Origin of the sequence: Spirosoma sp., assembly GCF_048594605.1 — a bacterium.
Lineage (GTDB): Bacteria > Bacteroidota > Bacteroidia > Cytophagales > Spirosomataceae > Spirosoma.
On sequence record NZ_JBMDWV010000330.1, the window covers coordinates 1 to 15,709 of the forward strand.

Consider the following 15,709-nt stretch of genomic DNA (forward strand, 5'->3'; position numbering starts at 1 on the left):
ATAAGATCGACTTCTTCCAGCAATAAGCATCCGTTATTACGTTTCTCCGCTAACGTTAGCGGAGAAACGTAATAACAGGCTGATCGCTTCAAGGTAAGTTCGATCCCCTATTATGCCTATGAAACATAAAGCAATCCGCTACAATGCCGAATTTAGAGAAAAGGTGTTAAGTGAGTTACGTACTGGAAAGAGCGTCCGAAAGGTAGCAAAGCAGTTTGGTATTTCGCCCCTAACGCTGAAACGCTGGCAGCAGCTGAATGGAATTCAGGCTCACAATGTAAAGACCACTATGCCCCCGACCAACTGGCAGGAGACGGAGGATGAATTACAGCGAAAAATACAGCGGCTGGAAGAAGAAAAACGCGTTCTCAAAGAAGCCTTGCACATTCTGCTCAGAACTTAGCTTCTCGCTTTTATCAGCCAGACATTAACTGGCAATTCCCTAATCAACCACAATCATTCATGTCAACTATCAGATTTAACGCCGACTCCTACCGGGTGGCTTCAGGATTAATCGAATGTCTTGCTCATCCAGTACGTATTGAAATCCTGTTGATTCTCCATGCCGAAGGGTTACTTAACTCAACGCAGCTATTACGCAAATGCTCTTTCGGTGCCTCGTCATTATACTACCATTTAGACAAACTCAAAAGCAGTCAGTTTATCAAAACCGTACGGATCAGGCAGGATGTATATTACCAGCTAGCTAACCCTCAAGTTGGCCGGGCATTGGTTAAACTAAGTACGTAATTCTAGTTCTAAACTACCAAACCTCTTATATTCCTACGTTCTGGCATCTCCGCATCAGAAAAATGCCTGTCTCCGGTTCATAGGTTGATGTGTCATTTTTTCTGGCGCGGCCCTGCGGCCCCTGAAACGGCAGAGAAAAATCAACTTTCACATCCCATTGCCAGGATACTGTCTGTAAGAATACTTCTGCATTACTTCCTGTTTTGAAAAAAAGCCTTGCTTATCCTAAAAGCAATGAACAAATAGCTCTTTTGCTATCTACACTCCAAATACAAATTATCATATGTTAGAAATAAATTTAATACGTTCCTACTTAGCTGGAGAGCCAAACAATTGCCTGGACATACTCTACAGACGGTATCGTGATAAAGTCTATTATAAATGTCTTTCTATGACAAAAAACCCAGCAATTGCGGAAGACTACACCCACGATATATTCATAAAGGTGTTTAATAAATTACCGAACTTTCAACATAAATCCTGTTTTTCAACCTGGCTTTATTCGATTGCCCATAACTATTGCCTTGACCAGTTGAGAAAGGCGAGCAGGTTTCATTTTACGGAGATATCAGGCGATATGGCCCATACCCTGGCCGACGATTTTTCTGACACAACCTATGAAGTTCACCTGTTTACTAAAACCTGGAATAGGTTATCCCAGCAAACTATAGACCTGTTCCGACAAAAATATGAGGAAAACAAAAGCCTGGAAGAAATAGCCGTTACGGCCAAAACCTCAGTTCCGGCGGTCAAAATGAGGCTCATGCGGGCCCGCAACGAATTCAAAGCTAAGTATATAGCTGGATCCTGAGGAAAAACGCTTACTTCACCAATTCCTTTTGGTATAACCCGACTAACGTATCAATAGCGTAGTCTATCTCTTCGGCGGTATTGTATTTTCCAAAGGAGAACCGGACATAACCCCGGTCAGGGTCAATATTTGGCAAAGCAGCCAATACGTGGGAGCCAACGTTTGAACCACTTGAACAGGCAGAACCTCCTGAAGCTGAAATGCGGGCAATATCCAGACTGAAAAGTAACATGTCGCTCAGATCTGATGGTGGCAGACTGACGTTCAGGACCGTGTATAAACTGTTGTCAATATCGGCCGAATCGCCATTGAACGTAACCGGTCCGCCGGCGCAGTCAGGCATTTTCTCGCGTAGCCGTTGAATCATCCGTTGCTTAAGCGATGTAATGTGTTGCCTGTGCGCATCCATATCGCGATAGGCAATTTCCAGAGCTTTGGCTAGCCCAACAATACCGTACACATTTTCGGTGCCACCACGCATGTTTCGCTCCTGGGCACCTCCGTGTAGAAATGGATGAATTTTTACCTGATCGGCATTGACGTACAGGAAACCTACACCTTTGGGTCCGTGAAATTTATGTCCGGCACCTACTATAAAATCAACGGGCAGTTGTTGCAGATTGTGCCGAAAATGCCCCATCGTCTGTACCGTATCGGAGTGAAAAATAGCATCATACGCCCGGCATATCTCCCCTACCCGATTCAGATTCAGCAAATTGCCAATCTCGTTATTGCCGTGCATCAATGACACCAGCGAACGGGGCGACTGACGTAACAGCTCTTCCAGATTCGCCAGGTCAATGTGGCCTTTCTCATCAATATCTACCAGACTCAGGCGTATAATACCTTGTTTTTCGAGATGCTGAAGCGTATGCAGAACAGCGTGATGTTCTAACGGCGACGTAACGGCGTGAGTCAAGCCGTAGGTTTCAATGCTACTGCGAATGGCCGTATTGTCGGCTTCCGTCCCTCCCGACGTAAAGAAAATTTCAGCGGGTGACGTATTGAGCAGCGAAGCTACCGTTTTGCGCGCTTTTTCGATGGCGGTACGTACCATCCGCCCATGACTATGGATAGACGAAGGATTCCCGAACTGCTCGGTCATGAGCGGAAGCATAGCCTCTAAAACTTCAGGATCTAATCGAGTTGTAGCAGCATTATCCAGATATATAGCAGCAGACGGTGTCATCACTAGTCAGGTTTGTATCTCCACAAAGGTACGGCGAATCCAATCAATGATGAAACGCTCTTCCTTCCTCCGTCGTTCTCACCTTACCATCATTTGATCACGCATATGGATTTTTCTCAGGCTACCGGACTTATTTATAGCGAACTAACCCGTTGGATTCATGCCGCAATCCGGTATTTGCCAAAAGTAGCGGTGGCTATTCTAGTACTGGTCATCTTCACGTTTTTATCGCGCTGGATTAGCCGGTGGATAGTACGTGGACTGGAGCGGATCAGCAGCAACGTATCACTTATTAACTTATCAGGAGCAGTTGTCAGAGTCATTGTTGTAGCGGTCGGTCTGTTCATTGCGTTGGGCGTATTAGGCCTGGACAAAACCGTAACCTCTCTTCTTGCTGGCGCAGGCGTCATTGCCTTGGCCGTTGGTTTTGCCTTTCAGGACTTAACAGCCAACTTTATTTCGGGAACTATGATTGCCCTAGCCCGTCCAATTCAGGTAGGCGACGTGGTAGAAACTAATGGTTATACGGGTAAAGTACTGGATATCAAGCTACGATCTATTGTTATTGATAACGGCCAAGGGCAAACCGTTGAGATTCCAAGCAAGGACGTTTTCCAGAAGCCAATCAAAAATTTTTCCCGCATTGGTCAGCGACGTATCGAAGTAACGGCCGGCATATCGTATCTCGACGACCTGACAATGGCGCAGCGGGTTGCTAAATCAGCTATTTCGCAATTACCGTTCGTATTACGTAACATGCCCGTTGATCTGCATTACCGAAATTTTGCGGATGCCAATATTCAATTCGTTATCTGGTTTTGGATTAATCCGGCTGTAACAAACCCTCAGACTGCTTTGAGCGAAGCGATTATCGCTGTTAAACGAGCATTTGACGACAATAATATCCTGATTGTTTTTGCGGCCCAAACCTTCGATCTTAAACAGAAATTGACCGATCAAAAATCAGAAGGACGCCTTACCTCCAAGTAAGTTGATAACGGTATCTGATCAGGGTAGAGATTAAAAAGAGATTAAACATTGATTGATTTCTATCAGTTAGCGATTCGTGCTATTCTTCATCACCAATCGTGAATCGACTTTTATTCCTGTTTCTCATTATTTCTTTACCCGCCGAAGCGCAGACGTATCAGGACAAAGTTCTGAACCGAAACGTTTTCTGGTCGGAGGTTAATTTAGTTTACAAACTGAGTGGGCGCTGGAGTCTTCAACTTGATCACCAGTATCGGCGGCAGGCCGACGACAACAGCCGGGATCTGAATGCATTTCGCCATCCATTGCTACAGGTTTTTCGTCCCTGGATCAGCTACCAGCTTTCTGAGCCGGTACGTTTGTCTCTCTCCCCGATTGGTTTATGGTGGAACTGGGGACGCGTTAGTGAATATCAACCAACAACCTTTTTTCAGGAATTACGGGTCATTCCCCAGGTCCAGCTTACCAAACCGCTTGGCGATGGTGAATTTATCCAGCGCTTCCGGTCTGAACTTCGCTGGGCCTCGCTGACCGATACGCTGGCCAACGCCTACGTTTTTTTATCGGATGGCGAGTCGCAGCAAGTGTTGGCCGATCGTTTTAATGTCCGGTTCCGGGCAATGGCGCGCTGGATCAACCCAGTTTTCAAGCGAAATCAGGACGATGACCGATGGTACTCCCACTTGAGTATTGAACCGATGGTCGTTTTATCGGCTTCCGGAGCCCGCTTCGATCAGAACCGCACCTACGTAGCACTCGGCCGCAAAATTCAGAAGCACGTACGAATTGAGTTAGGCTATCTGAATCAGTTTACAGTCCAGCGAACAGAGTCAGATCAGGTTCGTTTATTTCGCTTCAATCACGCTTTGCATCTTTACGTTTATCTGGAAAACGGCCGAAATTCTAAAGCAAGACCGGACTCCGGTCCAGAAGATTAACCTGGAAGATCTGCAAGCAATAATCTTATTCTATAAAAATAAAATACCATTTCAAAAATTCGTTTAATTATAGTACCTTACTGCTAGAGTCAACGGCTATGTAAAACTTTACAACGATGAAACGTATCTCAATTCTTACTTCAATTCTGGTTTGTGCTGCAACGTTTGCCTACTCGCAACGTGTCAATCCTACCAATCAGACTGTTATTATTCTCCCTGTCGATCAATCGACGATTGCGTATAAATACCACGATGGTACGGCCCTGTTAGCTGACGGGAGTTTATTGAAAGGTCGATTTCAGTTTAATGGACGAAAGCTTTTTACATATCGTGCCAGCAGCCAGGCAACCCGACAAAAAATCGGTCTCTCGATGATTAAACGATTGGTCCTGGCAGGCTCCGATACGCTGGTTTCTGACCGAACCGATTCTACGGTTTTCACGCGGTTGGGGAATCGGCTTTACAGGCAACTCACTGAGGGAACAACCATGATTCTGGACCAGTGCATTCTGGTGGATGAAGATCGGGGGCGGATAGGCCGAAAAGTTTACGTACTTACCGACGATGGAGAGATGCGTAAGTTTACTTCTTTACAGAAATTCAATAAATGGTTTTATACGTTTCGGGAGCAGTCGGGTAAGCCGGCGCCCGATGCTTATCTGAATCAGAATGAAATTGTGAAGGCCGTAGCGCGGTTGAATGACTAATTAAAAAAGAAGGCCCGCTTTAAAAGCGGGCCTTCTTTTTTTGGAATGAAACCAGGTTAGTCTTCTTTTTTATACTGCTGAATAATCTTGTACAGCGCTTTTTGTTTTTCCAGTTCAGGAAAGAACTCAAACAGTTGAACATGAGCATCATAGTCGAGTGCCAGAGCCGCTTCCAGTTGAATTAGCGCTTCCCGATAATGCCCTGCATGGATCAGGTAGATCGCTGAGCGATAGTACAGATCAGCTTCGCTCGGCATGTCATTTATTCCAGACTGAATAATATCGTTTGCCCGCAGAAAATCGCCCTGATCGAATGGCACCAGCGACCACGTCAGGTAAACATCAGGGTTTTCGGCATCCACTTCGGCGGCCTTTTCAAACGCTTCAACGCTCGACAGTACGTTACCAATTTTATATTCCGTTTCAGCAACAGCCAGATAGTATTCGCCATTCTGATCGTTCAACTTAACGGCTTTCTGCAAAAAGGGCAGCGCTTCGTACCACTTACCGGATTCGCTGAGGCAAACGCCGATTCCGTACCAGGCCTCATCCCACATGGCATCGAGCTTCAGAGCCTCCCGATATTCCTTGATAGCGTCGGGTAATTTATCCTGTTTTTCCAGACTGGCGCCGAGATGACAGTACGTATCGGCCGTGGCTTCCTCATACTTCAATGTCTGACGATAGCAGACTTCGGCTTTCTCGAATAGGCCCAGATTCATGTACGTATTGCCCAGATTAAAATGCGCAGAAGAAAAATCTTCTTTAATAATCACGGCATAATCATAGGCTTCAGCGGCTTCTTCATACCGGGCCAGCTTACTATAAGCGATCCCGATATTATACCAGGCATTATAAGAGTACGGATCAGCGTCAATCAGTTGCTGATAATACGCCAGACTGTTTTCCAGCTCACCCGTTACGTCCAGGCAGAAGGCCAGTTCATACAGTGCATTTTCGTTGTTGATATTCAGCGCAATCGACTTTTTATATTGCGTAATCGCTTCATCGTACTTGCCCCAATTCTGATAACTTTGCCCTAACTGGAATAGAATATCATCTTTATCTTCGGCTCGATCCAGCAGTTCTTCCAGCACCTGAACCGACTCCTCATACCGACCCGCCATATTCAGAACCGAGCCCTGCATAAACGGTACGTCGAGGTCGCCCGGATTAAACAACGAAGCCCGTTCCAGTAACTCCAGCGATTCATCGAACCGTTGGAAATTAGCCAGAATCTGGGCTCTGTCAAGCATCAACTCCAACGCATAAGGGAAGTTCTCCAGACCGGATTCGGCGGCTTTCAGCGCCTTGTCTAAATCGCCCAGATTGAGGTAGTGCTCAACCATCTGCTCATAAACATCCAGATCGAAAAACTGGCTTTGCTGCTGGTCCAGCATCTGCTCGAAACGCCGGATAGATTCTTTAATATCGCCTTCTCGTTCTTCGAACTCTTGCTCCATACTTTTGCCTGAAAATTGTTTGGCGGATAGGGGCCGCGCCAATGGCGCGATTTATCCTTTGGCATTGAAATATAAACCCAAAAAAGCGAAACTCCAACCTCAATCTTAAAAATTTACAATCCGTCAGGACGGTCTTTAAAGGCGTTTGCCACACGCTTTAACGTATCGCTTAGCGGTCGGTATTGAAAATCAAGCAACTGCTCTATTTTGTGTCCATTGTATGCATAAAGCGAACTTGCCGAACGGGCCGTTTCGCGGGTAATGAGCGGGGCTTTGTTCATCAACCAGGCTCGTAATGCCTCTGCAGGCCAAAGTAACCGGGCTAAGGCAGGTGGTATACGCATGGTTGGCGGACGCTTTTTCAATACGACTGCTATTTGTTCTAACAAAGAACGGTAGGGAATGGTGCCCCCGTTCAGGATGAACCGTTCGGCCGTTACGTCCGATTCCATCAGCCGGACCAGCGCATCCGTTACATCGAGCACATCTACATAATTTACTAAACCGGCCGGATAAAAAGGGCGCTCATCATATACGTATTTAATCAGTCGCAAACTGCTGCGATTCCAGTCGCCTGCCCCGACTACAATGGATGGATTTACCATTACAGCGTTAAGCCCTTCAGCTACGCCCCGCCACACTTCCAGCTCTGCCCGGTATTTACTTTTGGCATAAGCCGAGTTATTCGGCGATTCTTCCCACTTCTGGCTTTCGTCGATACGTACGGGCTCATCAGCGTTTCCTCCTTTCGCTACGGGCCGTCCAATGGCAGCTACTGAACTTACATAACCGAGTTTGCGTACTCCTGCTTTCAGACACACATTCACTACGTTAGCTGTGCCCTCTACGTTAATAAGGTCCATCTGATCGCGGTCTTTCGGGACAAAGGACACAATCGCTGCGGCATGAATAACGTCTAAACTACCGGGATCGCGTCCGACTTGTATAGCTGATTCAAGTGAAGGGATATCTAATACGTCGCCTTCGTACCACGCGATCTGTTCCGCTACGTCGGCGAGCATTCCGAAACCGCTCTGAGGCCTATGCAGAACTGAAACAGAATGTCCATCGGCGAGGTATTTCCGGGCAATGTGCGAACCGATAAAACCCGTTGCGCCGGTGATAAAAACAGGATTACGTAGTGATGATGTCAATTGAAGTTTTTGATTTCGACCCAGTTGAGGAAATTATTCGTGTTCGAGGTGTTGTTCTCCATAGCAGCATACCTGTACTCTTTACGTAAACATAACAACGTTCGGGCCTGAATTGCTAATTTTGCGCTCCAATTACTGGATTATGTCTCTCGAAAACCCACAACGCTATACCGTTACGGCGGCCCTGATCTACGCCAACGGCCCGATTCACATCGGCCACATTGCTGGCTGTTACCTGCCCGCCGATATTTATGTACGCTACCTGCGCTCAACGGGTAAAGATGTCGCTTTTATCAGCGGCACTGATGAACACGGCGTTCCTATTACGATCAAAGCCAAAAAAGAAGGCATTACCCCCAAGGAAGTCGTTGATAAATACTACGTTCAGATCAAACAGGCGTTCCAAGACTTTGGTATTTCGTTCGATATTTATTCGCGCACCTCGAACCAGATTCATCACGAAACGTCGCAGGAGTTTTTTACGAAACTGTACGACAACGGAGATTTCGATGAGGAAGTGACCGAGCAGTATTACGATGAAGTGGCTGGGCAGTTCCTGGCCGACCGCTACATTGTCGGTACGTGTCCGGTTTGCGGCAATCCGAATGCCTACGGCGATCAGTGCGAACGCTGTGGTACGGCACTTAGCCCAACCGAACTGATTGAACCCCACTCCATGCTGTCTGGCTCCAAACCGGTTTTGCGTTCGACCAAAAACTGGTTTCTGCCGCTGGATCGGATGCAGCCCAGAATCGAAGAATACGTCAATAGTCATACTGAATGGAAAACCAACGTATTCGGTCAATGCCAGTCGTGGCTGAAGGAAGGGCTACGTCCCCGCGCCATGACGCGCGATCTGGATTGGGGAATTAAAGTGCCTTTGGCAGACGCCGAAGGGAAAGTACTTTATGTGTGGTTCGATGCGCCCATCGGTTATATCTCGATGACGAAAGAGTGGGCCGAGCAACAGGGCCGTGACTGGGAATTGTACTGGCGCGACAAAGACACCAAACTGGTCCATTTTATCGGTAAGGACAACATTGTTTTCCACTGCATCATCTTCCCGGCGATGCTGATGGCCGAAGGCAGTTATATTCTGGCCGATAACGTACCTGCCAACGAGTTTATGAATCTTGAAGGCGATAAGATCAGTACGTCGCGTAACTGGGCGGTATGGCTGCACGAATACCTCGACGAATTGCCGGGAAAGCAGGACGTACTACGTTACGTGCTGGCAGCCAACGCGCCCGAAACGAAAGACAGTGAATTTACGTGGAAGGATTTTCAGGCACGTAACAACTCCGAACTGGTTGGGATTCTAGGTAATTTCGTGAACCGGGCGGTTGTGCTGACGCACAAAATGGCCGACGGACACGTACCCCTTCTTGGCGAGCTAACTGCCTACGATCAGCAGGTGCTTGATGAACTGGCACAGTTTCCGGATCGTATTGGACAATCGATTGCTACGTATCGTTTCCGGGAAGCGTTGGGGTATCTTATGGATCTGGCCCGCCTGGGCAACAAATATCTGGCCGAAACTGAACCCTGGAAAGCTATAAAAACTGATCCGCATCGAGCGCATACCATTCTGAATATTGCCCTGCAAATCACGGCGAATCTGAGCATCGTCTGCGAACCGTTTTTGCCTTTTACAACGGGTAAGTTGCGGGCTCAACTGAATATTACGGAACACTTCAACTGGACGAACGCGGGGCGTGCCGATTTGCTGGTTGAAGGGCATGCATTAGGTCAGGCACCTGCCGGCCCAGGCGATTTACTTTTCGCCAAAATTGAAGACGAAGAAATCAATAAACAGATTCAGAAGTTACTGAATGCCAAACGCATGAATGAATTAGAAACCAAAGCCGTACCCGAAATCCGTTCGGAAATTACGTACGACGACTTCGCCAAAATGGACATACGTATCGGCACGATTACAGAAGCGGAACGCGTTCCGAAGAGTGACAAGCTACTGAAACTAAAAGTAGATGACGGACTCGGCGGTCGGCAGATTCTAAGCGGTATTGCCAAGCATTTCACTCCCGAAGAAGTCATTGGTAAGCAGGTTACGTTTCTGGCGAATCTGGCACCGCGCAAGATGATGGGTCTGGAGTCGCAGGGAATGATTCTGATGGCCGAAGACCGAGACGGAAAATTGTCGCTCATAACGCCGGGCGAATCCGTCTGGAATGGCGGAACGGTATCATAAAAAAGAGGAGCTGATTAGCTCCTCTTTTTTATTGTGTTTTTGCTGCGTCGTCGCTACGTAAGGCTCTTCTGCGGCTACCAACAATCTTACTATCCAAGGTTTTACTATACATTTTTACCGGTTCGTAGATAACCATACCAGGACCTACATTTCGAGGTTCAATTTTTTCATATTCCACTACGTCGCTGACCTCCATAATCTGATAATAGGAATTTCTGAAACGACGCCACACCTTTCCTTTTTCATCCGAATACCCCCAGATTGCCTTTTTGGCAATTGTTTTGCGTTCACCATTTTGTAGACGAAGTCTCAGATTCTTGGCAAACACAAAATTGCCAGGTTTGATCTGAGCAATCGAATCAGCGGTACTGGTTTCATTCATATCGCTGCTGCTGTACAAAATCCGATTGGGCTGAACAGTCAGCGTAGCCCGATTAGGCGAGCAGCCGCTTAAAGCGATTAATAAAAATAACGCGAGCTTTTTCATAACTGAAGCATTTGTAAAAGATAAACGGGATGCCTTTACTTAAAGTTACGCTAAATCTGCTACGTTAACTTCTCACCACGCAAATTTTATCCTTTGATGGCATGATCCGTTTTTACGTCCTGTCCCGACCATATTTTTTTGGCTGTCCAGTCAGCCGCTGGCGATGTCCAGAACGGGTCCGATGCCGGTAGACCCAATGGCAGAAATGCCAAGGAACACAAGTACAGGCTTCCCGTTGAAATGTACGTTTCGCCGATAGCGGGCTGATGCCCACACAAACCGATTTGCAGCCAGCCTTTTGCGTCGAACGTATTGAGGGCGTCCATCGTCCTGTGAATCGCGGCTGTAAGTGCCGACCGCACCTGCGCGGGCGATAACTCTGTTGGTAAATTTTTCTGCAAGGCAATTTGCGCCAGTAATTGAAACGCTCCGCAGCGATACGCTAAGGACCTCCCGAATGCCGCGAACGACCCATCGGGCGCAATCAGGCGCTCCTGAATCATGGCGTACCGCTGCGCACGAGCCAGCAACGTATCGTACATAGCTTTATCGGCTTTTTTGGCTTCAACCAGTACCTGCACTACGTCCAGCAGCATCGGCTGAATAACAAAACTGTTGTAATAATCCCAATGGAAATCTGGCCCGTCGCCGTAAGCGCCATCACCTTTATACCAAGCCTGATGTTGCCGGATGGCATAATCCATGCGCACTTCATCGCCCGAACCGGTGTATTTCAGCAAGGCCGCTTCTACCATCGCCGTGAATAATAACCAGTTGCTGTAGCCTGGTTTAATAATCCGACTCGCCTGCAACGCTTTCACTACGTTACTTTGCTCATCAGGACGTAGCGCATTCCATAATTTGGGCGAGCGTACCAGCCCATGCGCCAGAAAAGCAGCGTCGACCAATGGCTGCCCCCCTTTTGTAAAATTCAAATAATCGGGCGATTGCGGATTCACACCATTGGCAATAGCCTGTCGGGCAAGGTCAAGATAACGCTGACGCAAACGTCCTTCCGGCGAATCATCAGCCCCTAACTCAAGCCAGGGGGCCAGCCCCGCCATAGTCCTACCGAGCGCTTCAAGATGGGAAACTGCATTTCGGCTTTCCTGCTGTCCGGGAGCCGATTCTACAGGCATTGTGGCTTTCAGGCGCTGCTGTGCCAGCGCAGTCAGGACTGGATTGGCCACTTTAAGTAAGGTTTGCAGCCAATACGACCGATCGTCGGAAGCCGCTCCGTTCGCAGGAATTGCTTCTGAGGAGGTCGTGCCTTCTTTTACAATACCGTTCCAGCTAATGGGCAATGCGGTGACAAGCCGGGTAAATGTGCGTCGTTGCATGGTTTTGTTACGCAGGTATGTTCAAACAAAGCGCCGATGACTGATTTTTACTGATTTCAACAGGAATTGGCAAATCACAATCTGGCTGAAACGTTCGATTTGAAAATGCTGTTACTTCCCTAAAATCGCCATTTCTTTTTCCTGTGAACGAAGAACAGAAGTCCGGGCAAATTTTTGACTGGGCCATCCTCCGACGTCTATATTCCTTTATTAAACCGTATCAGGGGCGCTTCTATCTGCTGATTGGTGTTATAATGCTATCGGCCTGTCTGGCTCCCCTGACACCCTTATTGATTCGCTATACGATCGATAATGTTATTTCATTGGGCGATTATCAGCGTCTGACGCTCATGCTGATCATCATGATTGGTGTATTGGTAGCACAGGCAATCGTTCAGTTTTCCAATACGTATCTGTCGGGCTGGCTGGGTCAGTACGTTATCCGCGACATTCGGGTGCAGTTGTACCGGAAAATTTTGCATCTGCGTCTCAAGTTTTTCGATAATACGCCGATTGGTCGGTTGGTTACGCGTTCGATCTCTGACGTTGAAACCCTTGCCGACGTATTCAGTGAAGGGATGGCGGCTATTGCGGGAGATATTTTGCAATTGGTGCTGATTATCGGCGTCATGTTCTATACCGACTGGCGACTGGCGGCTATCAGTTTATCAACCATTCCACTGATGCTGTTCAGTACGTATGTGTTCAAAGAGAAGATCAAAAAATCGTTCAATGAAGTACGCACCGCCGTTGCGAACCTGAACTCATTTGTGCAGGAACACATCACAGGCATGAACATTGTCCAGATTTTCGGCAGCGAAAAAATCGAAGCCGAGAAATTCCGCGCTATCAATACTGAGCACCGCGACGCCAACATTCGATCAATCTGGTACTACTCCGTTTATTATCCTGTTGCCGATATTATTTCAGCCGTGGCGGTTGGGCTGGTCGTTTGGTACGGTGCTAAGCAGATTATTAATTCAGATGTTACGTTCGGGACAATTACGGCCTTCGTGATGTTTATTAATCTGTTTTTTCGCCCGATCCGGATGCTGGCCGACCGGTTCAATACGCTGCAGATGGGTATTGTCAGCACCGACCGTATTCTGAAACTGCTGGACAGCGACGAGTTTACCGTCAATAACGGCAGCCTCGCACCAGACTTAATCCGGGGAGAGGTCGAGTTCAAGAACGTTTGGTTTGCGTACAATAATGAAGACTGGGTACTACGTGATATTTCCTTCCACGTTAAACCCGGCGAAACGGTTGCCTTTGTAGGGGCAACAGGCGCCGGAAAATCCTCGATTATCAACTTGCTGAGTCGCTTCTACGACATCAATAAAGGTGAGATTAATGTTGATAAGGTTGATGTTCACGACTACGAACTCGGCTATCTCAGACGTAACATTGGCGTTGTGCTGCAGGATGTTTTTCTGTTCTCCGATACCATCGAAAATAACATTACGCTGGGCGACAAAACCATCACTCGCGAAAAAATTGTCGAAGCAGCAAAACTTGTTGGCGTTCACGAGTTTATCGAACGACTGCCAGGCGGATACGAATACAACGTCATGGAACGCGGCTCTACGCTTTCTGTCGGGCAACGGCAATTGATTTCGTTTGTACGGGCCATGGTTCAGGACCCCAAAATTATTGTGCTGGATGAAGCGACGTCGTCAGTTGATACAGAGACTGAAGAAATGATTCAGAACGCCATAGGCAAGCTGATGAAAGGACGTACTGCTATCGTGATTGCTCACCGACTCAGCACGATTCAGAAAGCAGACAACATCATCGTCGTTGACAAAGGACGTATCATGGAGCAGGGCAATCATGAGGAATTGCTTCAGCGCGAAGGTTTTTACGCCAATCTGTACCGAATGCAATACAAAGAGGTTGTTTAGGCGGTTGCCGCTACGTTCGCAGATTCTCCTCCTCATCCTCCAGTCCTGCACCGGTGGTACCTTCTGTAATGGTTTTGTGACCTGATGCGTTGGGCTTGTCGTTCGTCAGGCCAGAGCCACTGCCATCGATTGCATAGGCAATAGAATCGGCCAGTTTATGTGATGAAAGCTGATCTACTTCCGGTTGTTTCAGGTTATCCGCTGAGTCGGCGGGTTGTGGATACTGTTCGCCAGCCTGCTGATTAATCACTTCTTCATCGGCACGAGGGTCGTTTTCCATTCCGGTTGGTACGTCACTAGACGTGCCGCCTGATAAATCGCTGGAATCGGGCATGAAATACTGCATAGCTATCGATAAGGTTGCTTATCGTCTATAACCAGCAAATTGGGGTAGCTGTTTGTATAGGCAATTTATTCTTCGCCTAACTTCTTCACCAGGATTTTATCGATCCGGCTTTTGTCCATGTCTACAATCTCGAACTGGTAACCGTGCCAAATGAACGTTTCACCAGTTTTGGGAATATCTTTCAGGATGTGAAGGGCAAAGCCGCCCAACGTATCAAATCCGGTCAGCTCACGACGGGTCTGCGCGCTGATTGTCATATTGAAATAAGACAGAAAATCTTCAAAGGGCAGTTGAGCGTCGATCAAGTACGTACCATCCTCGCGCTCACGAATTTCATAATCAGAATACGCATCGTCATTGATATCACCGACCAGTACATCTAAAATATCATTTAACGTAATGACCCCCAAAACGCCCCCGTACTCATCGACGATAACACCAACGTATTGTCTTCTCTCCCGAAAACGTTCCAGCAGTTGATAAGCACGGTTGTTTTCTGGCACAAACAGGGCGTCGCGCTTGATATCGTTCAGGTGAAGCAGTTCCGTGTCAAGGTCTTTCCCCAGGAAATCTTTCGAGTAAATGAGACCCACTACTTCATCAACACCACCATTACAAAGCGGGTAGACGGACTGTTTGTATTCCAGAATTTTCGCTTTGTTCTCGGCAAGATCATCTTCCAGATCAAGATAAACGATTTCCTGCCGGTTCGTCATCAGTGAGGTTATTTTACGGTCGCCAAGCTGAAATACGTTCTGAACAATTTCCTGCTCAATTTCTTCGATAGCTCCCCCCGACGTTCCTTCCTGGATGAGGCTTTTGATCTCCTCTTCCGTAACAGCGCTCTCGTTTGGCTTGATATTCAGAATTTTAAGCAACAAATCGCTCGAGAGCGTAAGTAACGTAATGAATGGCGACGTGAGTTTAGATAGCAGGATCATAGGCCCGGCCACCGTTTTAGCGATACCTTCAGGGTTCGACAGACCGATACGCTTCGGCACCAGTTCGCCAAAAACCAGTGAGAGGTATGTTAATATCAAGAGCACTAGAACAACAGCTACTGAATGCGCATACGGACGTAAGAATTCAATCTGGGCAACAAACGCCTGAACGTCGTCGGTTAACTTATCGCCCGAAAAAATACCCAGCAGGATTCCAATTAACGTAATACCAATTTGTACGGTAGACAAAAACCGGTTTGGCGAATTTGATAGATCCAGGGCTACCTGCGCCCGACGATCTCCGTTTTTGGCAGCTGTTTCTAACCTGGATCTACGCGAAGAGACTAGGGCAATTTCTGACATTGAGAACACACCATTCAGAATTGTCAGTAATAATATTATGAGAAGTTCCACAAAGGAAGTTGATTGGCCTGTTGCAAAAATATAGAAACTGAATTTGTTTGCAACACGTTCAACTAT

Annotated in this window: 15 protein-coding genes; 8 read left to right on the top strand and 7 right to left on the bottom strand. The window is 47.3% G+C overall.

The window, feature by feature from the left end; genetic code table 11:
• The first annotated feature begins 118 nt into the window (after positions 1-118).
• The 3 genes from ACOJS8_RS19980 (at position 119) to ACOJS8_RS19990 (ending at position 1,561) form a co-directional block, all read left to right on the top strand.
• Positions 119-403 (top strand): transposase, encoded by a 285-nt coding sequence (locus ACOJS8_RS19980; protein WP_420150317.1) that lies wholly within the window; start codon positions 119-121, stop codon positions 401-403.
• 59 nt (positions 404-462) lie between these two features.
• Complete coding sequence (locus ACOJS8_RS19985; protein ID WP_420150318.1) at positions 463-750, top strand: ArsR/SmtB family transcription factor; 288 nt, start codon at positions 463-465, stop codon at positions 748-750.
• A gap of 283 nt (positions 751-1,033) precedes the next feature.
• The gene (locus tag ACOJS8_RS19990) at positions 1,034-1,561 is read left to right on the top strand and encodes an RNA polymerase sigma factor (RefSeq protein ID WP_420150319.1); all 528 of its coding nucleotides are present in this window, start codon (positions 1,034-1,036) and stop codon (positions 1,559-1,561) included.
• Between the two features lie 10 nt (positions 1,562-1,571).
• On the opposite strand, the gene ACOJS8_RS19995 is transcribed toward ACOJS8_RS19990, so the two are convergent.
• Positions 1,572-2,750: a cysteine desulfurase family protein gene (locus ACOJS8_RS19995; RefSeq protein WP_420150320.1), complete on the bottom strand. Its 1,179-nt coding sequence runs from the start codon at positions 2,748-2,750 to the stop codon at positions 1,572-1,574.
• Between the two features lie 105 nt (positions 2,751-2,855).
• On the opposite strand from ACOJS8_RS19995, the gene ACOJS8_RS20000 reads away from it, so the two are divergent.
• The 3 genes from ACOJS8_RS20000 (at position 2,856) to ACOJS8_RS20010 (ending at position 5,385) form a co-directional block, all read left to right on the top strand.
• Positions 2,856-3,740: a mechanosensitive ion channel family protein gene (locus ACOJS8_RS20000; protein WP_420150357.1), complete on the top strand. Its 885-nt coding sequence runs from the start codon at positions 2,856-2,858 to the stop codon at positions 3,738-3,740.
• A gap of 98 nt (positions 3,741-3,838) precedes the next feature.
• Positions 3,839-4,678, top strand: coding sequence for a DUF2490 domain-containing protein (locus ACOJS8_RS20005; protein ID WP_420150321.1), 840 nt, complete (start codon positions 3,839-3,841; stop codon positions 4,676-4,678).
• Between the two features lie 116 nt (positions 4,679-4,794).
• Positions 4,795-5,385 (top strand): hypothetical protein, encoded by a 591-nt coding sequence (locus ACOJS8_RS20010; protein WP_420150322.1) that lies wholly within the window; start codon positions 4,795-4,797, stop codon positions 5,383-5,385.
• Positions 5,386-5,441: 56 nt separating this feature from the next.
• On the opposite strand, the gene ACOJS8_RS20015 is transcribed toward ACOJS8_RS20010, so the two are convergent.
• Together ACOJS8_RS20015 and ACOJS8_RS20020 are read right to left on the bottom strand one after the other, a co-directional pair.
• The gene (locus tag ACOJS8_RS20015; RefSeq protein ID WP_420150323.1) at positions 5,442-6,848 is read right to left on the bottom strand and encodes a tetratricopeptide repeat protein; all 1,407 of its coding nucleotides are present in this window, start codon (positions 6,846-6,848) and stop codon (positions 5,442-5,444) included.
• 113 nt (positions 6,849-6,961) lie between these two features.
• Positions 6,962-8,002: an NAD-dependent epimerase/dehydratase family protein gene (locus ACOJS8_RS20020; RefSeq protein WP_420150324.1), complete on the bottom strand. Its 1,041-nt coding sequence runs from the start codon at positions 8,000-8,002 to the stop codon at positions 6,962-6,964.
• Between the two features lie 142 nt (positions 8,003-8,144).
• Here ACOJS8_RS20020 and metG point away from each other — a divergent pair, with 142 nt between their 5' ends.
• Positions 8,145-10,211 carry a methionine--tRNA ligase gene (metG, locus tag ACOJS8_RS20025; RefSeq protein WP_420150325.1) on the top strand — a complete coding sequence of 689 codons (2,067 nt, stop codon included), beginning with the start codon at positions 8,145-8,147 and terminating at the stop codon, positions 10,209-10,211.
• Between the two features lie 28 nt (positions 10,212-10,239).
• Here metG and ACOJS8_RS20030 read toward each other — a convergent pair whose 3' ends face one another.
• Together ACOJS8_RS20030 and ACOJS8_RS20035 are read right to left on the bottom strand one after the other, a co-directional pair.
• Positions 10,240-10,698: a hypothetical protein gene (locus ACOJS8_RS20030; protein WP_420150326.1), complete on the bottom strand. Its 459-nt coding sequence runs from the start codon at positions 10,696-10,698 to the stop codon at positions 10,240-10,242.
• Positions 10,699-10,784: 86 nt separating this feature from the next.
• On the bottom strand, positions 10,785-12,038 hold the full coding sequence (locus ACOJS8_RS20035) for a DUF2264 domain-containing protein (protein WP_420150327.1): 1,254 nt from the start codon (positions 12,036-12,038) through the stop codon (positions 10,785-10,787).
• A 143-nt stretch (positions 12,039-12,181) separates the two neighbouring features.
• Here ACOJS8_RS20035 and ACOJS8_RS20040 point away from each other — a divergent pair, with 143 nt between their 5' ends.
• Entirely contained in the window at positions 12,182-13,942 is a 1,761-nt protein-coding gene (locus ACOJS8_RS20040) for an ABC transporter ATP-binding protein (protein WP_420150328.1), read from the top strand.
• A gap of 10 nt (positions 13,943-13,952) precedes the next feature.
• Here ACOJS8_RS20040 and ACOJS8_RS20045 read toward each other — a convergent pair whose 3' ends face one another.
• Positions 13,953-14,288: a hypothetical protein gene (locus ACOJS8_RS20045; protein ID WP_420150329.1), complete on the bottom strand. Its 336-nt coding sequence runs from the start codon at positions 14,286-14,288 to the stop codon at positions 13,953-13,955.
• A 65-nt stretch (positions 14,289-14,353) separates the two neighbouring features.
• Positions 14,354-15,643 carry a hemolysin family protein gene (locus ACOJS8_RS20050; RefSeq protein ID WP_420150330.1) on the bottom strand — a complete coding sequence of 430 codons (1,290 nt, stop codon included), beginning with the start codon at positions 15,641-15,643 and terminating at the stop codon, positions 14,354-14,356.
• Positions 15,644-15,709: the final 66 nt, after the last annotated feature.